This window comes from Arthrobacter endolithicus (genome assembly GCF_026627425.1).
In the GTDB taxonomy this organism is placed as follows: domain Bacteria; phylum Actinomycetota; class Actinomycetes; order Actinomycetales; family Micrococcaceae; genus Arthrobacter_M.
The window spans coordinates 48,382-68,515 of sequence record NZ_JAPNLH010000003.1 but is presented as its reverse complement, the minus strand read 5'-3'; the positions used below and the strand labels follow the sequence as shown (position 1 = coordinate 68,515).

Here is a 20,134-nt window from a genome sequence, read left to right as displayed (position 1 = left end):
AAGTGCCGCCAAAAGAGCCCGATGACGGCACTTAATGACGTTTCGGTGCTGCCGGCGTGGGTGGCGCGGCTGGCCTGCCCGGGGAGGTTGCCGCGTCTAGCCCGGCCGCGGCCGGCAAAGATTAGCTCAGGTGGCCGAACCCGGCTTGTCCTGGCGGTTCGTGCCGTCCCTTGCGCCGTCGTCGTCCGGCTTATCGTCCCGAAGCTTCGCTTCGCGGGCCGCCAGATCGGCTTGGAGTTTACGCAGCCGCTCGTCCTCGGTCCGGTGCCGGCGCGCGGTCTCCAGATTGCGGAGGAAGTCGGGGTCATCATCCGGCGCCACCGGCAGCTTCGGATAGGCGTTGGACTGCGGAGCATAAGAGGGACGCCCGAAAATGAGCCAGAGGACAACGCCGATCAGCGGCAGCAAGACGATGATGAGGACCCAAGCGGTCTTGGGAAGGCTGCGGACGTCAGCGGCGTCGCTGCGCAAAGCGTCGATCAGCCCGTAAATGAGGAAGGCCAGTGGAAGAATGACCATAAGAAGGCGGATCATGCTTTATTCTAGCGTGTGCGCGGGGCCAAAGCTCCCGGCGGTTTCCCCAGCTTCAGCGGCTAAACTTTAGGCGTGGCTTTCTTCAAGTACTTTCTGATCCGTGCCGGCGTCTTTGTTCCGTTGCTGGTGTTGTTCCTCCTGCTGGGGATGGCGCCTATTCTGGCGGGAATCTTCGCCGTGCTGATCGCATTTTGCGTCAGCTATCTCTTCTTCCGGCCGCAGCGGGAGGCAGCGGCGGAGCAACTACGCAACCGTTTTTCCGCCAACGCCAAGCCGATCCGGAGCGCAACGGAGTTGCTGGATGCAGACGCCGAGGACGCGATGACCGACGCCAATCCGGACGTCACCGTGAACGCGGATAGGCGCCAGAAACCGCCCGCTGCTCCGACGCGCAAGAGTAATCCGATGATGCCGGATGCGGTTCCGCGGGAATTCCTCTGACCCGGACCGGCTGACTGGCGGCTCTGACCCGGACCGGCTGACTGGCGGCTCTGACCCGCAGCGGCCGAATGTCGGCAGGTTCCCTTACCACCCCTTTGACAACACCAGGCCTGCGGCGAAAAGGATGCTGTAGCCCAGATTGATCAGGCCGGTCTGTTGAAGGACCGGAATCAGACTCTTGCGTTTCTTGCCTTTGAGCATCAGCCAACTAGGCATCAGGCAAGCGGGTATCAGCAGCAGCACCAGCAAAATCCATGGTTTCTGCGGCGCGATGGTCAGCACCAGGAGCAGGGCAACGGCCAGCATTGCCACGTAGCTTAGCCGGGCATTGCGGTCCCCCAGGCGGACGGCAAGAGTCCGCTTCCCGACCTCTGCGTCCGTGGGGATATCTCTGACGTTATTGGCCATCAGCAGCGCGACGGCGATTAAACCTGTGCCGACGGCTCCGACTACGGCCGCGGCGCTAAGTTCGCCAGCCTGCGTGTACGCGGTGCCGAGGGTGGCGACCAGGCCGAAGAAGACAAAGACGAAAACATCTCCCAGCCCCAGATAGCCGTAGGGATTCTTCCCTCCGGTGTAACCCCAGGCCGCAAGCACGCACCCGGCGCCGATCAGCAGCAGCCACCAGGTCTGCGAAAGGAGGACCAGGGCCAGTCCGGCCAGCATGGCCAATCCGAAGGCGGCAAAGGCCGCCATCTTCACGTGCCGCGGCGTTGCAGCGCCCGAACCGACGAGCCGCAGCGGGCCTACCCTGACGTCGTCCGTTCCCCGGACGCCGTCGGAATAGTCATTGGCATAGTTGACCCCGATCTGCAGCAACAAAGCCACCAGCGCCGCAAGGACGGCGTTCGGGGGCCGGAAGGCGCTCAGATCGTAGGCGGCAGCGGTGCCGATAATAACCGGCGCAATGGCCATCGGCAGCGTGCGCAGCCTGGCTCCTTCGATCCATTGACCAGCAGTGGCCACGGGGATGCTCCTTATTCTTCAGTGAACGTTGTTTTCGCTGCGGCGAGGGCCTTGAGTAGTGCCTGGCGGTCCGGCTTCCCCGTGACCAGCATGGGTAGTTCGGTCATGAACAGCACCGTTTTTGGGACCGCGTAGGGCTCGCTCATGCGGTGGGCGGCGGCGCGCAGTTCCTCCACGGTACAGCTTCCGACGACGGCGGCGCTGACCCGTTGCCCCCACTGCTGGTCCGGGAGGCCGGCTACAAAGACGTCCTGGACGCCGGGCAGGAGGCGAAGCCAGTCCGCCACGAGCCGGGCGGAGACCTTGATGCCTCCGGTGATTATCACATCGTCCACGCGTCCCAGGACCGTCAACTTCCCGTCGGGGGTGAGCTCGCCCTCATCCTCGGTGCGGTACCAACGCGTCGGGCTGCCTCCGGCGCCGCCACCGCTCGTGCGGCTGGCCCAATCGGTGCCGGCCTGGGGCTCGGGCAGACCCGGGTAAAAGCTCTCCGCCGTCCTTTCGGGTGCATGAAGATAACCGGACGCAAGGACATCACCGCCCAGCCAGATCCGGCCGTCCCGGATGGCGACCTGCACGCCCTCCAGCGGGACGCCGTCGTACACGCAGCCGCCACAGGTCTCACTCATGCCATAGGTGGTGACCACCTTGATCCCGGCGCCGAGGGCTGTCTCCAGCAGGGCAGGGGCCGCCGGTGAGCCGCCAAGCAGGACCGCATCGAAGCGCTGCAGGGCGGCGAGCGTGCCGGGCGCCGGGTCGGTCAGCAGGCGGTGCAACTGGGTCGGCACCAGGGAAGTGTAACGGATCCGGTCGGTCATTTCCGCGGCGGCGGCGGTAAAGGCGGCGGCGGTGAAGCCGGCGGAGAGATCCATCACCCATGGCCTGGTTCCCGCGAACAATGAACGCACGAGTACCTGGATTCCTGCAACATAATGGACCGGCAGCGCCAGGAGCCACTGCCCCTCACCCCCAAGTGCGATAGCCGTCGCCATCGAAGAAGCGGCCAGAGCGTCGGCGCTCAGAATCGTCCGCTTGGGTTCGCCGGTCGAGCCCGAGGTCGAGACGACGACGGCCATGTGGGTCCCGCCGTCCGATCCACTCCGGCCGTCGGAGGCAGATCCGCCGTCGGGAAGGAGCGTGATCCCGGGTGCCCCGTCGGGCGAGGAAACGGGCTCCAGCTCAACCGCTGGTCCATCGCCGGAAAGTGCCGCGGCCAGGGCACGCAGAGCGGGGTTGATGTCCATGCGGCGGCTCCTCAGAAGTAGTAAGGGAAACGGGACCAGTCAGGGTCGCGCTTCTCCAGGAAGGCCTCCTTGCCCTCCACCGCCTCATCCGTCATGTACGCCAGCCGCGTCGCCTCGCCGGCGAAGACCTGCTGGCCGGCCAGCCCGTCGTCGGCCAGATTGAAGGCGAACTTCAGCATCCTGATGGCCTGCGGGGACTGCCGGGCAATGTCGGCGGCATATTCCAGCGCCACCTCCTCCAGGTTTTCATGATCCACCACCTCATTGACGGCCCCCATCCGGTACATGTCTTCTGCGGAATATTCGCGCGCCAGGAAGAAGATTTCCCTTGCGGCCTTCTGGCCGATCTGCCGGGCAAGCAGGGCGGAACCGTAGCCGGCATCGAAGCTGCCAACGGTGGCATCCGTCTGTTTGAACTTGCCGTGTTGGCGGGAAGCAAGGGACAGGTCCGCCACTACATGCAGCGAATGCCCGCCGCCGGCCGCCCAACCATTGACGACGGCAATGATCACCTTGGGCATGGTGCGCATGAGGCGCTGGACTTCCAGAATGTGAAGCCTGCCGGCACGCGCCGGATCGATGGTTTCCTGGGTCTGGGCGTCGGCGTTTTGAACTGGGTACCTGTAGCCATCGCGACCGCGGATGCGCTGATCCCCGCCCGAGCAGAAGGAGTGCCCCCCGTCCTTGGCCGAGGGGCCATTACCCGTCAGGAGGACCGTCGCCACGTCCGGCGTCATCCGGGCATGGTCCATGACCCGGTACAGCTCGTCAACGGTGCCGGGGCGGAAGGCATTGCGCACTTCCGGGCGGCTGAAAGCGATCCGCACCGTGGGCAGATCCCGGCCGGCTGTGCGATCGACCTGGCGGTGGTACGTGACATCGCTCAGGTCCTCAAAACCGCGGACGAGCCGCCAGCGCTGCGGATCGAAGATATCCGACACTTTGGCGGGCAATTCCAGGGATCGATCAGCTGTAGTCACGGATCGAGTTTATGCGTCTTTCTCTGTTCCTTCCCATCCGGACGACACGTCCGGACCGACGGAGGGCGCATTGAGCCAGGTCATGCTGACCGACGGGGATCGGCAGCGCACGGGATTGACGTGCGGCTGTCCCGTGCCTCAGGCTTGGGGGATGAAGAAGTAACGCGATTTCATGCCCGTGCCGGTGATGTGCCGTCCCGCGAGTGTTGTGGATCAACACTGCGGCGAGCGGTTTCCAGCGGCAATCTTTTGGCGAAACCGCAAGGACTTCACATGACCCAACCCATTGACCACCCGCCCGGGGCCATAGCACTCTTGGACGTTTCGCACGGCTACGGCGCCAAGCTCCTGCTGGACCATGTTGATTTAGCCATCGATGCCGGCGAGCATGTGGGGATCGTCGGTGAGAACGGCGCGGGGAAATCCACGCTGCTGCGGCTGATTGCCGGGTTGGAGGTGCCCGACGGCGGCAGCGTCACCGTCGGTGCGGACGTCGGCTACCTGGCGCAGACTATGCAGGCTTTTCCCAGTTCCACCGTGGCCGAAGCCATTGATAGGGCACTTTCAGATCTTCGCGCATTGGAGTCGCGGATCCGAGGCCTCGAGCAGGCCATGGCCGCGGCCCCGGAGGAGGACCTCGAGCTCTATGGTGCCTTGTTGGGTGAATTCGAGTTGCGCGGCGGCTACCAGGCGGATGCGCGGGTAGACTCCGCCATGAACCACCTCGGCCTGGCTGGGATTGGACGCGAACGCATGCTGGCCTCCCTGTCAGGTGGTGAGCAGGAACGGCTGGCGCTGGCATGCCTGCTGGCGGATCCGCCGCCCATTCTGTTGCTCGATGAGCCCACAAACCATCTTGATACCGGGGCCGTCGAATGGCTGGAGGCGCAGCTGAGTGGACAGCGGGGGACTGTCGTCGCCATTTCCCACGACCGGACGTTCCTGACGCGAATTGCCGCTGCCGTCATTGAGGTCGACGCCGACCGGCGTGAGGTACGCCGGTATGGCAACGGCTATGTGGGGTATCTGGCCGAGAAGGCTGCGGAACGGCGCCGCTGGGAACAGCAATACCAGCAGTGGCTCGATGATCTGGCGGCCGAAAGGCACCAAGCACAGACCGTGGCCCAAAAGATGGGCTACGGACGGCGGCGCGACGGTGACAAAATGGCCTTCGGTTTCAAGGCTGAAAGCTGGCAGCAGGCTGCGGCCAGCAGGATCCGCAACGCCCAGGAGCGGCTGCGACGGTTGGAAGAGGCTCCGGTGGCTCGGCCACCGGAGCCGTTGACACTGGCGGCGGACCTTGGGGCGGGGAAACACCGTGGCGAAGTTCTGGCCGCCAACGCCATCGCCGTGGCAGGACGACTGCAGGTGCCGCGGTTTAGCATCCAGGCGGGGGAGAAGCTGCTGATTACCGGTCCCAATGGGGCGGGTAAGACCACGTTGCTTGACGTGTTGGCCGGCATCAGGGAGCCGGACAGCGGCTCCGTGGTCAGATACGGCGCACTCGGTTATCTGCCGCAGGAACTGCCACCTGCGCAAAATCCGCAGCGCAGGCTCCTTCCTACGTTCGCGGCGGGTCGGGGCGGAAACATCGACGAGCACGCCGACCGGCTGCTGCGGCTGGGATTGTTCCGGACCGAAGATTTTTACATTCCGGTTGGCTCGCTGTCGGTGGGGCAGTACCGGCGACTGGCCCTGGCCCGGCTGCTGGTGGGCAGCTACGACGTCATTCTCTTTGATGAACCGACCAACCACCTCGCTCCCGTACTCGTGGCCGAACTTGAAGAGGTTTTTACCGCTTATGCAGGAACACTGGTCATGGTCAGCCACGACCGCTCACTGAAGCGGTGGTTCAAGGGGGTCGAGGGCGGCACTGTGCTCCGAATGGACAGCGGCGCCTTAAACGGGCACTAAACTGTTAGCTGCTTCACGCACTGTTGCCGCGGTTTGGCCGTGGTTAGACTCCTGTCCGGTGCGGTCCCGGTTGTTGCGCCCGCAACGACGTCTCGCTTTAAGGAATGTGTGTGTCGAATAAGTTAGCCGAAGAAAGTTCACCGGCAGTAAGCGAAAGCGCGGATACCGATGCCCTGACAGCAGAGGGCTACGCGCGGACCCTGTCCCGCCGTCATGTCACCATGATCGCCATGGGCGGGGCCATCGGCGTGGGCCTGTTCATGGGAGCTGGCGGCCGACTGGCGTCCACCGGACCGGCGCTGATTTTCTCCTACGCGATCGCAGGTGTAATTGCCTATCTGCTGATGCGTGCCCTCGGTGAGCTGATCATGTACCGGCAGACTTCCGGTTCCTTCGTCTCCTACGCCGGAGAGCTGTTCGGCAAAAAAGGCGCCTTCCTTTCCGGGTGGATGTATTTCATCAATTGGGCCATGACAGGGATTGCCGAGCTTATTGCCATCGGTCTGTACTTCCAATTTTTCTTCCCGCACGTGCCCGTGGAACTCAGCGCCCTGTGCGCGCTGGTGCTCTTGGTGGCGGTCAACCTGCTGAGCGTGAAGGCTTTCGGCGAGTTTGAATTCTGGGCCTCCTGCCTGAAAGTCGCCGCCATAGTTCTATTCCTGATCGCAGGGTCCATCATGGTGATCACCAATGCGCAGGTCGGTGACTCGCGCGCGTCCGTGAACAACCTGTTCTATGACGACGGCGGGATGTTCCCCAAGGGCGCCATGGTCATGATTCTGGTGCTGAACGCGGTGATCTTTGCCTACAACGCCATCGAGCTGGTGGGCATCACTGCCGGTGAAATGCAGAATCCTGAACGCGAAGTTCCCAAGGCTATCCGCGCCGTCGTGCTGCGCATTGTGGTCTTTTACGTAGGCTCCGTGACGCTGCTGGCGATGCTGATGCCGTCGGATCACTACAAGACCGGCGAGAGTCCGTTTGTCACCGTTTTCAGTACCATGGGTCTGGGATGGGTTGGCTCGGTGATGAATATTGTGGTGATCACGGCTGCGCTGTCTTCCTGCAATTCGGGGCTGTACTCGATTGGCCGGATTTTCCGCACGATGGCCAACAACGGGCACGCGCCGCAGTGGCTGACGAAGATGTCCTCCAGGCATGTGCCGTATGCGGCCATCCTGAGCATCGCCGGCGTCTATCTGGTGGGTATTTTGCTCAACATTTTGCTGGGTGGCTCGCATGCCTTTGACCTCGCGCTGAACACCGCATCGATCGGGGTAATCTTCACCTGGGCGTCCATTTTCGCCTGCCAGATCATGCTGCGCAGGAAGAAGGGCAAGGTCTCCACGCTGCTGATGCCCGGGGCCCCGTGGACCAGCTGGTTCGGTCTGCTGGCGTTGCTGGTGATCACGGTCCTGATCGGGTTTGACACGATGACGGGTAAGGACGGGAGCGTCTTCCTGCTCGGCCTCTGGACGCTGGCCACCGTCCCGTTCTTCGCGGTGGTGCTGTGGCTCGGCTGGCAGTTGGTGAAGAAAAACGAGCCCAAGAGCGCGCTCTTCAACTGACCCTCCGGTGCAGGGGGATCGGGCTGGTCACCGGTTGACCGGGCGTCGACGGCGTGCTTTATTTATAGAACGAGCGGTCGGTAATCCTTGCCGAGACGTTGATGGCGGGGAACGCCAGACGTCCTGACCCACTACGCGCAAAGGAAGTTCTGATGACCCACGCCATTGACGGACCTCAGGCTTATCTGGTCGGCGGAGTACGGACTCCGGTGGGACGCTATGGCGGGGCGCTGGCGGGCGTTCGGCCCGATGACCTCGCCGCACTGGCGATTAGCGCAGCGCTCTCGCGGACCGGGATGGATCCGGCGGGGATCGACGAGGTGATCCTGGGTTGTGCCAATCAGGCCGGGGAGGATAACCGGAATGTGGCCCGGATGGCGACGCTGTTGGCGGGCCTGCCGGACGAAATTCCCGGGATTACCGTGAACAGGCTCTGCGCGTCGGGACTTTCCGCCATCATCATGGCCGCCCAGATGATCAAATCCGGTGCCGCAGATGTGGTGATTGCGGGGGGCGTGGAATCCATGACCCGCGCGCCGTGGGTGCTGGCGAAACCGGAGAAGGCGTTCGCCAAGCCCGGCGAGCTGGCGGATACGTCGATCGGCTGGCGTTTCGCCAACCAGGCGTTTAAATCGCGGGACAAGGCGACCTACTCGATGCCTGAGACCGCCGAGGAAGTCGCCGGACTCGACGGCATTAGCCGCGAGGATGCCGATGGCTTCGCCCTCGCCTCACACCAAAAGGCCATCGCCGCCATCGATGCCGGCCGTTTTGCGGCGGAAATTGTTTCCGTGCAGACGGCCAAGGGCCTGGTTGATACGGACGAGGGGCCGCGCCGCGAGACTACTGTCGAGGCGCTCGGAAAGCTGCGCTCCATAGTGAAGCCGGGCGGCATCGTCACGGCCGGCAATTCGTCGTCGGTCAACGACGGCGCTTCGGCGATCATTGTTGCCAGTGAAGCCGGGCTGCGGCGGTTCGGGCTGACACCACGCGGCCGGGTTGTGGATGGGGTCAGCGCCGGTGTGGCTCCGGAGATTATGGGCCTGGGTCCGGTTCCGGCTACGCAGAAACTACTGGCCCGCACGGGTACGGAGCTGTCTGCGGTCGGGGCCGTGGAACTAAACGAGGCATTTGCCACCCAGTCCTTGGCCTGCATCCGCCGGCTGGGGCTGGACCCGGAGATCGTTAACCGGGATGGCGGTGCAATTGCCCTGGGCCATCCGTTGGGGTCCTCCGGTTCCCGGATCGCGATCACCTTGCTGGGCCGGATGGAACGCGAAGGGGCGCAGACCGGCCTCGCAACGATGTGCGTAGGCGTTGGACAGGGTACGGCCATGATGGTGGGGGCCCTGTGACGCTGGAAAAGCCTGTGACGCCGGAAAAGCCCGGGACGCCGGAAATGCCCGGGACGCCCAATGGCCCTGTCGAGACATACCAGACCCTGCTGGTTCAGGAGCGGGCGGACCGGATGCTGGTCCAGCTGAACCGACCCGAGGCGCGCAACGCAATCAACCAGCAGATGGTGGATGAGCTGCACGCTGTCTGCACCCGGTTGGAGGAGTCGCCGAAAATACTGATCCTCTCCGGCGCAGACCCCGCCGGTGGTGCGACGGCCACGCCTGTCTTCGCCTCGGGTGCTGATATTGCCCAGCTGCACGAACGCCGCCGCGACGACGCGCTGCAGGGCATCAATATTAAGCTTTTCATCCGGATTTCGGCCCTGAAGATGCCCGTTATCGCCGCGCTGGATGGCTACGCCCTCGGCGGGGGTGCGGAACTGGCCTATGCCGCCGATTTTCGGATCGGGACTCCATCAGTGAAGATCGGTAATCCGGAAACCGGGTTGGGGATCATGGCCGCGGCGGGAGCGAGCTGGCGGCTGCGTGAGCTGGTGGGCGAGCCGGTGGCGAAGCAAATTCTGCTGGCCGGGCGTGTTTTGGATGCCCAGGAGGCGCTGGCCCTGCACCTGATCACGGAGCTGCACGAGAAGGACGCTTTGCTGGACGCGGCGAACGCACTCGCGGACCGGATCGCCAAGCAGGATTCGCTGGCCGTTCAGTTCACTAAGGCCGTTTTTCATCTGCCCCGCGCGATGCATCCGCAGGCAGATATGGACGCCCAGGCTGTGCTTTTTGAATCCCCCGCCAAGTTCGAGCGCATGCAGGCGTTTTTGGAAAAGAAGGACAAGAGGGGCAAGAAGCCGGACACCAACCAGGACACAGGGGACACTAAATGAAATATTCCGCCGTCTCTAAGGTACTTGCCGTTCCTGCGTTCGTCGGAGTGCTCGGCGGTGGCCGGATGGGCGCCGGTATTGCGCATGCCTTCGCCGCCGCTGGTGCCGCCGTCGTCGTCGTGGAGCGCGACGACGACGCTGCCGCCGCCGCGCTTGATCGCCTCACCGCGGCGCTGGCCAAAAGCGTGGAGCGCGGGACGTCGACTGAGTCGCTGGCGGCTCTGGTTTCGCGGATCAGTGTGGCCACGGATTACGCCGTTTTTGCCGGTTGCGCCCTGGTGGTGGAAGCGGTTCCAGAGGATTTACAGCTTAAAAGCACCGCGCTGAAGGCTGTGGAGGAGCAGTTGAAGCCCGACGCCTGGCTGGCCACCAATACCTCCTCGCTGTCCATCGGTTCCCTTGCGGAGCACTTGCGACGCCCCGAGCGTTTCTGCGGGCTGCATTTCTTCAACCCGGTGCCGGCGTCGCTGCTGGTGGAAATTGTGCTGGCCGAGCAGACCTCCGCTGAGCTGGAAACGCGGGCCCGCGTCTGGGTGGAGGCATTGGGTAAAACGCCCGTGGTGGTCAAGGATACGCCGGGCTTCGCCTCCTCACGCCTGGGGGTTGCCATCGCGCTGGAAGCCATGCGGATGGTGGAAGAGGGCGTAGCCTCCGCTGCGGACATTGATGCGGCTATGGTGCTGGGCTACAAACACCCAATGGGCCCTCTCAGGACCACGGATATCGTCGGACTCGATGTCCGGCTGGGGATTGCGGAGTATCTTCACTCGACCCTCGGGGAAAGGTTTTCACCGCCGCAGATACTGCGCGATAAGGTGGCCCGCGGGGAATTAGGACGCAAATCCGGCAGCGGCTTCTTTGACTGGCAGGCCTGAACATCCTGGTTAATCGCTGACGCCGGAACGTGCGCCCCGCAGCATCCGGACGTTTCCCGTGCGGCCTGCCCCGCTAAGCTCGGGCTATGATGCCAATACAACCGCTCACTCTTGCCGGTCAGCTTGTGACCCTGGAGCCGCTGTCCACGGACCATCACGACGGCCTTGTAGCCGCGGCCCAAGACGGCGAACTATGGAATCTTTGGTATACCTCCGTGCCTCGTCCGGAGGGAATGGGTGCGGAGATTGAGCGGCGGCTGGGGCTGCAGCAACAGGGACAGATGATTCCGTTTGCCACCCGTCGGAACGCGGATAGGCGGATTATCGGCATGACCACGTACATGAACATCGATGCGGCCAATAGCCGGCTTGAGATCGGTTCCACCTGGAATTCCGCCGGCGCGCAGGGGTCCGGCACTAATGCAGAGTCCAAACTTTTGCTGCTATCCCATGCTTTTGACGTCCTGGCCTGCATTGCCGTGGAATTCCGCACGCACTGGATGAACCAGCAATCGCGGGCAGCCATCGTCCGGCTTGGCGCCAAGCAGGACGGCGTGCTGCGCAATCATAGTCGACTCGCCGACGGGTCGCTGCGGGACACTGTGGTGTTTTCCATCATCGCTTCCGAATGGCCCATGGTGCGCAATGGTCTGGTCAACAGACTAAAATCAAAAAAATGACGATTTGAAAGCGGTGCGAGCACCTGCGGCTACGGCTTCCACACCATGAGCACGACGACGAGCGCCAGCAGCAAGGTGACGACCCCCGATGAGATGGCGATCTGCGGATATCCGGTGCGCGTTTGCGCGGTTGTCGTTTCTGCGCCACGGGGTGCAACCTCGGCATCGGAGGATACATTGCCGGCGGCAACGACCTGGAGGCTCTCGGCCGCCTTGCGCATGGCCGGCACCACGACGAAGAGGTTCAGTGCCAGCGCCACGACGTAGGCGATGATCGAGATCAGGACCCATCCGGTGGTGACCGACAGATGGTCCTTGGGATCACTCATCCCGAGTACGCCGAAACCGAAGACAACTACCAGCAGGGACAGCAGTGTAAACAGGTTCGTCGATTTGGCCAGCGAAGCGACTTCGCTTTTGTGGCCGTTGCGGAGCATTCGCATGGCTGACATCGGCAGAATAGCCATCGGGCCGATCAGAAAAACGGCGGCCACAACATGCAATACGTTCAGCAAAGTTTCCATATTTTTCAGTTTAGCCGTCCGGGTTCAGGGATCCATCAACCTTTTGATTGATCGTGCAACCCGCTATCCGGTCGGGGAACCCCCGCCACTCTGCCGCTGGTGCCCCATCAGGCGTGCGGACGGTCCAGAATCAGATTGGTAATCCGCAGCGTGCACAGGCGCCGCTCCTGCTCGTCGTAGAGAATCACCTCGTGACTGGTGGTGGTCCGGCCCAGATGGATGGCGGTGGCGATGCCGGTGACCAGGCCGCTGCGGGCAGACCGGTGGTGCGTGGCGGAAACGTCGACGCCGACGGCGGTCCGGCCGGTGGCGCTGGCATGGATGACGGCGGCCCAGGAGCCGATGGCTTCACCGAACGCCAGCGAGGCGCCCCCGTGCAGCATGCCGAAGGACTGCCGGTTGCCCTCCACCGGCATGGTTGCGACGACCCGCTGCGCAGATTGTTCAAGGATGGCAACGCCCATCTTGACGTCCAGCTCGCCGAGCACGATCTGCCACGGCTGGTCCGCGTCCGGTGCGGCGGATCCGGCAGCGGACGCGCCGGTGGCGCTGCTGAGGGATGTGGTTTCGTTCTCGCTCATTAGTGCGCTCCTGCTGGGATCTGGTTGGCGGCCATCCGGCTACCGGTCGTCGGTTGCCGAGTCATGGGGCTCCAGAGGTGGGTAGCGTTCGGTCATGACACCAGTATCCTACGAAGGTCCGTGGCCGCCACTGCAGGCCTTATCCGTTCCCCCCGACCCCGTGGTCCGTCATGTAGTCTGGTCACATTACTGAACGCCCGGTCGGTATATCGGCGCCGCGAGTGGCCGTGAGTAAGCACTGCCGCGAGTACCTACCGAAAGGAACCGTCGACGATGACAACCACCGCCGCTGAAGTCACCGGATACACCGTGGAAACGGTCCCCAGCTACGTCCTCGATGCCTGGTGGAAACCCGAACGCGTTGACGTTCCGGGTACCGCGATCCGTGACGCCAGCACCGGTGAACCGGTGGCCGCGGTGAGCGCCGACGGTCTGGACCTGGGCGCGGTCGTCGCCCATGGCCGGATGGTGGGACAGCATGAGCTGGGACGGCTGACCTTCCACCAGCGTGCCTTGAAACTCAAGGAACTGGCGCAGTACCTCAACGGTCACCGGGACGAGCTCTACGAGGTTTCCGCCCGCAGCGGTGCCACCGTGAATGATTCCAAGGTGGACATTGACGGCGGCATCGGTGTGCTATTCACCTTCGGTTCCAAGGGCAGGCGTGAACTGCCCAACGCCAAGGTGGTCATCGACGGGCCTGCCGAGGTGCTCTCCCGCGACGGTTCGTTCATCGGTGAGCATATCTACACGCGCATTCCGGGCGTGGCCGTGCAGATCAACGCATTCAATTTTCCCGTCTGGGGCATGCTCGAAAAGCTCGCGCCGGCGTTCCTTGCCGGCGTGCCCAGCATCGTCAAACCCGCCACGCCCACCGGTTATGTGGCCGCAGCGATGGTGCGGCTGATCGTTGATTCCGGGATTTTGCCCGCCGGCTCCCTGCAGCTGATTTCCGGCTCGGCACGTAATCTGCTCGATGAACTCGACTACCGCGATCTGGTGGCGTTCACCGGGTCGGCCGGGACCGCCCGGACGCTCAAGAGCCACCCGAACGTCGTGGCAGCGGGGGTGCGCTTCACCTCCGAAACGGATTCGCTCAACGCCGCCATCCTGGGACCCGATGCTGTTCCGGGAACACCGGAGTTTGCGGCGTTCGTTGACTCCGTGGTCACCGAAATGACGTCGAAGGCCGGGCAGAAATGCACGAGCATCCGGCGCGTGATCGTGCCTGAGGAATGCCGCCGGGAGGTGGTCGAGGCCGTCGGAGCCGCGCTCCGGGAGCGTGTCGTCGTCGGCGATCCGCGGGCCGACGGCGTCACCATGGGTCCGCTGGCATCCTTAGACCAGCTCGCCGAAGTCCGCTCCGCCGTCGGCAGGCTGCAGGCTGCCGGTGGCACGCTGGCCTACGGCACTGTGGAGGCACCGGAAGATGTCCGTTTACTTTCTGGCGGGGCCGGCAACGGGGTTTGCGGCGCCTTCATGTCCCCGGTGCTGCTGGACTGGGACAACCCGGAGACGTCGGAACTGCACTCCGTGGAGGCCTTTGGCCCGGTGGCTTCCGTGCTCGGCTATCCGACGACGGACGGGGACGTCAGTGAGGCCGTACGGTTGGCGGCTCTGGGCGGCGGGTCGCTGGTCGCGACCGTCTGCACCAATGACCCCTCCGTTGCGCAGCAGTTGATCAGCGGGATCGCGGCCCATCACGGACGCGTCCTGGTGCTCAACCGGGAGGACGCCGGCAGTTCCACCGGGCATGGCTCACCGGTGCCGCACCTGGTGCACGGCGGACCCGGCCGGGCCGGCGGCGGCGAGGAGCTAGGCGGCATCCGCTCCGTTTACCACCACATGCAGCGCACCGCGGTGCAGGGCTCGCCGAACATGCTCACGGCCATCACCGGCGTTTGGCACGCCGGAGCAGACCGGAGATTTGGCACCGGGGAAGGCCACCCGTTCCGCAAGTCACTGGCGGAGCTGCAGATCGGCGATGCCTTCGCCTCCAGGCTCCGGCAGGTGTCCCTCAAGGACGTCAGCGCCTTCGCGAACAGCACCGGCGACACCTTCTATGCCCACACGAACCAGGATGCGGCCGCCGCCAACCCGTTCTTCCCCGGCATCGTGGCGCACGGCTACCTGCTGCTCTCCTGGGCGGCGGGGCTGTTCGTGGATCCAGAACCGGGACCGGTGCTGGCGAATTACGGTCTGGACAACCTGCGGTTCCTCACCCCGGTGGCCGCGGGGGATTCCTTCCGCGTCACGCTGACCGCCAAACAGATCACACCCCGCGAAACTGATGCCTACGGGGAAGTCAGGTGGGATGCGATCCTGCACAACCAGAACGACGAGATTGTGGCGACGTACGACGTACTGACCCTGGTGGCCAAGGATTAGCCCCGGGCGCCACAGGAGCTGACCCACGGCCGTGCTAGAGGTACCGGGCAAAAAGGTTCATTCGGGTGCTGCCGGCGCCGCAATGTTTGTGCCGTTGGCGTGACCGGTGCAACAATCACAGACAAGTGCAGAAGCTGCTGGCATTGCTCGTCGGGCCGCAGCGCGTTCAGCCGATGTGGAGGGGCAAATGAGCTATGACGCCAGCCGGTTCCGGGAATACTTCGAACACGCTTTTAGCTACGCGGCCGGGTTCCGCCGGAACGTGAGCCGGTACGGCGCCCAGCTGGCCATCCTGGATCCGGAGACGGACCGGTCCTGGACCTATCGGGAGCTCGACGGCGACGTGGCCCGTGCCGCGTCCGCGCTCGCGGAGCTCGGCGTGGGGCGCGGGGACCGGGTGGTTTATCAGCTGACCAACTGCCCCGAGTTCGCTATTTTGTATCTGGCCACCCAGCGCCTGGGTGCCGTGGGCGTGCCGATCAACTTCCGCCTGGCCCCCGGCGAGACGGCCCATATTCTGAGCGACAGTGAACCTGCGGTCTTCGTTTACGGCGCGTCGGGGGAGCTTGGTGCGCTGCAGGCGGTAAAGATTTCCGGCTTGTCTCCCGTGCTGCTGGCCGTCAGTCCGGGCGACGACGGCGGCACCCCGACCGATGGCGGCACCCGCTCCTTGGCAGCCGCGCTCGCGGCCGCTCCGGAGCGGGCCCTGAGTGTTCCGGAGGACTTCTCGATCTACGAGGAGACCACGAGGTTATACACCTCCGGCACCACCGGCATGCCCAAGGGCGTCCCGTTGCCCTCGCTCGTGGAGGTGATGAGCGCGCACGACGTGATCATGCATTTCCCGCTGACGCCGTATGACCGCACGCTGAATATGACGCCCTGGTTCCACCGCGGTGGCCTCTACTCGGGCGGACCCAACCCGGTGTTCTACGTTGGCGGCTCGGTGGTCCCGCTGCGTGCCTTTAACGCCGCACGCGTGCTGGACTGGGTGGAGAAGTACGGGATCACTTTCCTGATCGGTGCGCCCGTTACGCTTGGCATGCTCGCCGACGAGCAGGTCCGCAGCCCGCGCGACCTGTCCGGGCTCCGCGGGATCGTCACCATGGGTGCTCCGCTGAGCCGGGGCGCCGCGCTGCGCTATCAGCAGGTCCTCACGCCGCGCATCTTCAATGGCTACGGCACCACGGAGGCGTTCTGGAACACCTTCCTGCGGCCCGAGGACCTTCCCGCCCATGCCGGCACGGCCGGGCGCGCGTGCACGGACGACGACGTCGCCGTGGTCCGCATCTACCCGGACCGGGCGGCAAACCCGGACGAGTTCGCCGCACGGGATGGCCAGGAGGTGGGCGAGATTATTATGCGCTCACCGAAATCCGGTTTTTCCTACTTCAACTTGCCGCAGAAGGACGAGGAAAAATTCCAGCACGGCTGGCTGTACCCCGGGGATCTGGCCAGCTGGGATGAGGACGGGTTTGTGACCATTGTGGGCCGCAAGGACGACATGATCATTTCCGGCGGAGAGAATATTCATCCCGTGCAGGTGGAGGAGGTGCTCGGCGAGCACCCCGGCGTCAGCGACGCCGTCGTCGTCGGACTTCCCGATCCGCACTGGGGCCAGAAGGTAGTGGCCTACGTAATGACGCACGGCGATGTGACCGTCGATGAGCTGGACCGGCACTGCTTTGAGCATCCTCTGCTGTCCAATTTCAAGCGGCCGAGGGCGTACCGTTTTGTGCAGGAGCTGCCGCTGACTGCCACCGGCAAAAAGATGCACTTTAAAGTTGCCGGGCAAGCCGTCGCAGACGGCGCTGCCGGACTCCTGCTGTCGCCGTCAACCGGGGGCCGCCACGACGATGGAGCCGCCGAATGAGTCCGGCCGGTTCCTTGGCCCGGGAATCAGCCCAGCACCCAGACCGGGACAAGATTGTCATCACCGGTCTGGGCGCCGTCACCCCGGTCGGCAAGACCGCGGGGCAGACATGGGACGCGCTGGTCGAGGGGAAAAGCGGAGTGGGACCCATTACCCTCTTTGATGCCGCAGGCTTTCCGACCCGGATAGCCGGGGAGGTCAAGGACTTCGAACCGACCGGGCAGATGTCGTATAAGGCCCGTAAACGCTCCTCCCGTACCTCCCAGATGGCGGTGACGGCGGCGTACGAGGCCGTGGCCGATGCCGGGCTGCCGCCGGATCTTTCCGAACTGGAAGCGGCAGTGTTTATTAACTCTGCGGTTGCCGGCTTCACGGAGATCGAGGATGCCACCAAGACCCAGGCTGCGGAGGGGCTGCGCCGGATCAGTCCGAACTTCGTGGCGGCATCGCTGACGAACATGCCGGCCTGCGAGGTCGCCATTAGTCTGGGTGTGCATGGTCCCGTCAATGCCAGCGCGCTCGCCTGCGCCAGCGGCGCCTATGCGCTGCTCGAAGCGCGGCGCGCGCTGCTGGCCGGTGATGCTGACTACGTCATTGCAGGCGGGGCCGATGCCGCGATCACGCCGGTAATGTTCGGCGGCCTCAGCGCCATGCGGGCCCTCTCCACCCACAATGACAATCCTGCCGAGGCGTCCCGGCCCTTTGACGCGGAGCGGGACGGGTTCGTTTTTGGCGAGGGAGCCGTGGTGTTTGTGCTGGAACGGCTGCCGACGGCGCGCGCCCGTGGAGCCCGTGTCTACGCGGAGGTCAAGGGCGGCGCACTGACCTCCGATGCGTTTCACACGGTGGCACCGGAACCCAGCGGGAAGTACGCGGCCGAGGCGATCCGCCGCGGACTGCGCAATGCCCGGCTGGAGCCGGCGGACGTCGGTTATATCTGCGCCCACGGAACGTCAACGAAGGCCAACGACCGGACCGAAACGGCCGCCATCCGGCAGGTCTTTGGTGCCGCTGCGGACACCGTGGCCGTGTCCGCGCCTAAATCCATGACGGGTCATCTGATCGGAGCCGCCGGAGCGCTGGCGGGGCTGGTCTGCGCCAGGGTGCTGACCGACGCAGTGATCCCGCCGACAATCAATTACGGCACACCGGACCCCGAGTGTGATCTGGACTACGTCCCCAATGAGGCGCGGCCCGTTCCCGTCCGGACGGCCATGACGAATGCTTTTGGTTTCGGCGGTCAAAACGCCGTGGTGGTGTTCGGCCGGGTCTAGGCAGCGCATCTTTTCGGGCGTCCATGGCGGACGCCAGGTACCTCAGTGGTGCAGGCCGCCGAACACCATGGTGATGACGTCGTCGGCCAGGCGTTCCGCGGTCAGCGAGCCGCCCGGTTTGTACCATTCCACAATGGAATTGATGGTACCAAAGAGCAGCCGGGTAATGGTCCGTGGGTCGATGTCCCGGCGGAGTTCGCCGTCCCGCTGGGCATCGGCGATCAGGGCCGCCACCTGCCGATCAAACTCCCGGCGACGGCCGAGCGCATCGCGTTCCATGTCCGTGTTGCCGCGCAGGCGCAGCAGCAAGGTGACAAACGGCAGTTTGTCCGTCAGGACTGCGACCGTGCGGCGCAGGACGAATTCGAGCCGCGCATCTGCCGCTCCGCTCGCGGCGCCGGGCTCGGCCAGAATTCCTTCCAGTGCGCCCAAGGCCTCCTCCAAGGCCAGCCGGAGCAGATCCTCTTTGGACGGGACGTGATGGTAGATCGCTGACTTGGAGATCCCCAGATTCTCCGCCAGTACGCCCATTGACGTCGCGTCATAGCCGTGCTTGTTGAAGACCTCTACGCAGATGCGCAGCACCGACTGTTGGTCGTACCCGGGGCGGCCGCGTTTGGACATGGGCCCGGCCGGGAGGGTAGCGGTGATGCTCTTTGACTCGATGGTCATGATTCCTTCGTTTCTCACGACCGCTAGGGCGATTTAGGCCGCAGGTCGTAGATCCGGCGGAGCTTCCCGTTGGAACGTTCCAACTCGCCGGGCTCCACCAGGATAATCCGGGCCGAGGAGCCGATATGAATTTTGATCTGTTCCTGGAGCTTGGCGGCCGCCGCGGTCCGTTCCTGCTGCGTTGTCCCTTCACGGGGTTCGATCCTGATGGCCAGCTCATCCATCCGGCGCCCCTGCGGACGGGACAGCTCCATCTGGAAATGCGGGCTCAACGCCGGGATCCGCAGCGCAATTTCCTCGACCTGGGAGGGAAACATGTTCACCCCGCGCAGGATGATCATGTCATCGCTGCGGCCGGTGATCCGGCCCATCCGGCGCATCGACGGCCGTGCGGTGCCGGGCAGCAGGCGGGTGAGGTCCTTGGTCCGGTACCGGATGATCGGCAGAGCTTCCTTGGTCAGCGAGGTAAAAACGAGTTCCCCATGCTGGCCGTCGCTGAGCACAGCATCTTTGCCGAGGCGGGGATCGAACGGGTCGATGATTTCCGGGCGGAAATGATCCTCCCAGATGTGACAGCCGTCCTTGGTTTCCACCGACTCGCCGGCAACGCCGGGACCCATTACCTCGGAGAGACCGTAAATGTCGCAGGCATCCAGATCCAGGCCTGTTTCAAGTTCATGGCGCATCTCATCCGTCCACGGCTCCGCTCCGCAAACGGCGGTTTTCAGCGACGATTTGCGGGGATCCAGGCCCTGCTGGCGCATTGCATCCATGATGGTCAGCAGATACGTCGGGGTGCACATAATGACGTCCGGCTCAAAATCGGTAATGAGCTGGATCTGCTTCTCCGTCTGGCCGCCGGACATCGGGATCACGGTGGTTCCCAATGCTTCGGCACCGTAATGGGCACCCAGGCCGCCGGTAAAGAGTCCGTAACCGTAGGCAATGTGGACCTTGTTGCCGGGCCGGACGCCGGAGGCGCGCATGGAGCGTGCCACCAGGGAGGCCCACACATCCAAATCACTCTGCGTGTAGCCGACCACGGTGGGCCGGCCGGTGGTTCCCGAACTGGCGTGGATGCGGACGATCCTGTTTTGCGGGACGGCGAACATGCCGAACGGGTACTCCGAGCGCAGGTCCTCCTTGGTGGTGTACGGGAAATTTGCCAGGTCGGAGAGCTCGCGCAGATCCTCGGGGTGAACTCCCACCTCGTCAAACTTGCGCTTATACAGGGGTACCCGCTCATACGCGTAGGCCAGGGTCTGCTGCAGCCGGCGCAGCTGCAGGGCCTCGAGCTCATCCCGGCTCATGGTTTCCGCCGGGTCCAGTGCTCCCGGGTCGTGGCTTGTCATTGGCGGTACTACAGTGTCTGTCATCGCTGACC

General features: G+C 64.2%; 18 protein-coding genes. 10 read left to right on the top strand and 8 right to left on the bottom strand.

Annotated elements, in window-relative coordinates:
* Positions 1-126: 126 nt before the first annotated feature.
* On the bottom strand, positions 127-534 hold the full coding sequence (locus OS914_RS03555) for a PLD nuclease N-terminal domain-containing protein (RefSeq protein WP_267544691.1): 408 nt from the start codon (positions 532-534) through the stop codon (positions 127-129).
* 72 nt (positions 535-606) lie between these two features.
* Here OS914_RS03555 and OS914_RS03550 point away from each other — a divergent pair, with 72 nt between their 5' ends.
* Positions 607-975, top strand: coding sequence for a DUF4229 domain-containing protein (locus OS914_RS03550; RefSeq protein ID WP_267544690.1), 369 nt, complete (start codon positions 607-609; stop codon positions 973-975).
* A gap of 84 nt (positions 976-1,059) precedes the next feature.
* On the opposite strand, the gene OS914_RS03545 is transcribed toward OS914_RS03550, so the two are convergent.
* The 3 genes from OS914_RS03545 to OS914_RS03535 are packed head-to-tail and all read right to left on the bottom strand — an operon-like array spanning position 1,060 to position 4,165.
* Entirely contained in the window at positions 1,060-1,941 is an 882-nt protein-coding gene (locus tag OS914_RS03545) for a 1,4-dihydroxy-2-naphthoate polyprenyltransferase (protein WP_267544689.1), read from the bottom strand.
* Between the two features lie 11 nt (positions 1,942-1,952).
* Entirely contained in the window at positions 1,953-3,185 is a 1,233-nt protein-coding gene (locus OS914_RS03540; protein WP_267544688.1) for an AMP-binding protein, read from the bottom strand.
* An 11-nt stretch (positions 3,186-3,196) separates the two neighbouring features.
* The gene (locus tag OS914_RS03535) at positions 3,197-4,165 is read right to left on the bottom strand and encodes a 1,4-dihydroxy-2-naphthoyl-CoA synthase (RefSeq protein WP_267544687.1); all 969 of its coding nucleotides are present in this window, start codon (positions 4,163-4,165) and stop codon (positions 3,197-3,199) included.
* A 273-nt stretch (positions 4,166-4,438) separates the two neighbouring features.
* On the opposite strand from OS914_RS03535, the gene abc-f reads away from it, so the two are divergent.
* The 6 genes from abc-f to OS914_RS03505 all read left to right on the top strand — a co-directional run bounded on the left by abc-f (position 4,439) and on the right by OS914_RS03505 (position 11,438).
* A complete protein-coding gene (gene abc-f / locus OS914_RS03530) occupies positions 4,439-6,079 on the top strand; it encodes a ribosomal protection-like ABC-F family protein (protein WP_267544686.1) in 1,641 nt (546 codons plus the stop codon).
* 104 nt (positions 6,080-6,183) lie between these two features.
* Complete coding sequence (locus tag OS914_RS03525; protein WP_420713856.1) at positions 6,184-7,647, top strand: amino acid permease; 1,464 nt, start codon at positions 6,184-6,186, stop codon at positions 7,645-7,647.
* A gap of 152 nt (positions 7,648-7,799) precedes the next feature.
* Positions 7,800-9,002, top strand: a complete 1,203-nt coding sequence (locus OS914_RS03520) for an acetyl-CoA C-acyltransferase (RefSeq protein WP_267544685.1) — start codon at positions 7,800-7,802, stop codon at positions 9,000-9,002.
* A gap of 44 nt (positions 9,003-9,046) precedes the next feature.
* The gene (locus tag OS914_RS03515) at positions 9,047-9,883 is read left to right on the top strand and encodes an enoyl-CoA hydratase/isomerase family protein (protein WP_267544871.1); all 837 of its coding nucleotides are present in this window, start codon (positions 9,047-9,049) and stop codon (positions 9,881-9,883) included.
* Positions 9,880-10,758 carry a 3-hydroxyacyl-CoA dehydrogenase family protein gene (locus OS914_RS03510; protein ID WP_267544684.1) on the top strand — a complete coding sequence of 293 codons (879 nt, stop codon included), beginning with the start codon at positions 9,880-9,882 and terminating at the stop codon, positions 10,756-10,758. The genes OS914_RS03515 and OS914_RS03510 overlap by 4 nt, the downstream gene beginning before the upstream one ends.
* A gap of 86 nt (positions 10,759-10,844) precedes the next feature.
* Positions 10,845-11,438 (top strand): GNAT family N-acetyltransferase, encoded by a 594-nt coding sequence (locus OS914_RS03505; RefSeq protein ID WP_267544683.1) that lies wholly within the window; start codon positions 10,845-10,847, stop codon positions 11,436-11,438.
* Positions 11,439-11,467: 29 nt separating this feature from the next.
* On the opposite strand, the gene OS914_RS03500 is transcribed toward OS914_RS03505, so the two are convergent.
* On the bottom strand, positions 11,468-11,962 hold the full coding sequence (locus OS914_RS03500; protein ID WP_267544682.1) for a DUF2269 family protein: 495 nt from the start codon (positions 11,960-11,962) through the stop codon (positions 11,468-11,470).
* Positions 11,963-12,069: 107 nt separating this feature from the next.
* A complete protein-coding gene (locus OS914_RS03495; protein WP_267544870.1) occupies positions 12,070-12,426 on the bottom strand; it encodes a hotdog fold thioesterase in 357 nt (118 codons plus the stop codon).
* 390 nt (positions 12,427-12,816) lie between these two features.
* Here OS914_RS03495 and paaZ point away from each other — a divergent pair, with 390 nt between their 5' ends.
* The 3 genes from paaZ to fabF all read left to right on the top strand — a co-directional run bounded on the left by paaZ (position 12,817) and on the right by fabF (position 18,078).
* A complete protein-coding gene (gene paaZ, locus OS914_RS03490; RefSeq protein WP_267544681.1) occupies positions 12,817-14,931 on the top strand; it encodes a phenylacetic acid degradation bifunctional protein PaaZ in 2,115 nt (704 codons plus the stop codon).
* 187 nt (positions 14,932-15,118) lie between these two features.
* A complete protein-coding gene (locus OS914_RS03485) occupies positions 15,119-16,804 on the top strand; it encodes a class I adenylate-forming enzyme family protein (protein ID WP_267544680.1) in 1,686 nt (561 codons plus the stop codon).
* Entirely contained in the window at positions 16,801-18,078 is a 1,278-nt protein-coding gene (fabF, locus tag OS914_RS03480) for a beta-ketoacyl-ACP synthase II (protein WP_267544679.1), read from the top strand. The genes OS914_RS03485 and fabF overlap by 4 nt, the downstream gene beginning before the upstream one ends.
* 42 nt (positions 18,079-18,120) lie before the next feature.
* On the opposite strand, the gene OS914_RS03475 is transcribed toward fabF, so the two are convergent.
* Both OS914_RS03475 and paaK read right to left on the bottom strand, forming a co-directional pair.
* A complete protein-coding gene (locus tag OS914_RS03475) occupies positions 18,121-18,750 on the bottom strand; it encodes a TetR/AcrR family transcriptional regulator (RefSeq protein WP_267544678.1) in 630 nt (209 codons plus the stop codon).
* A gap of 23 nt (positions 18,751-18,773) precedes the next feature.
* A complete protein-coding gene (gene paaK, locus OS914_RS03470) occupies positions 18,774-20,126 on the bottom strand; it encodes a phenylacetate--CoA ligase PaaK (protein WP_267544677.1) in 1,353 nt (450 codons plus the stop codon).
* Between the last annotated feature and the right edge of the window lie 8 nt (positions 20,127-20,134).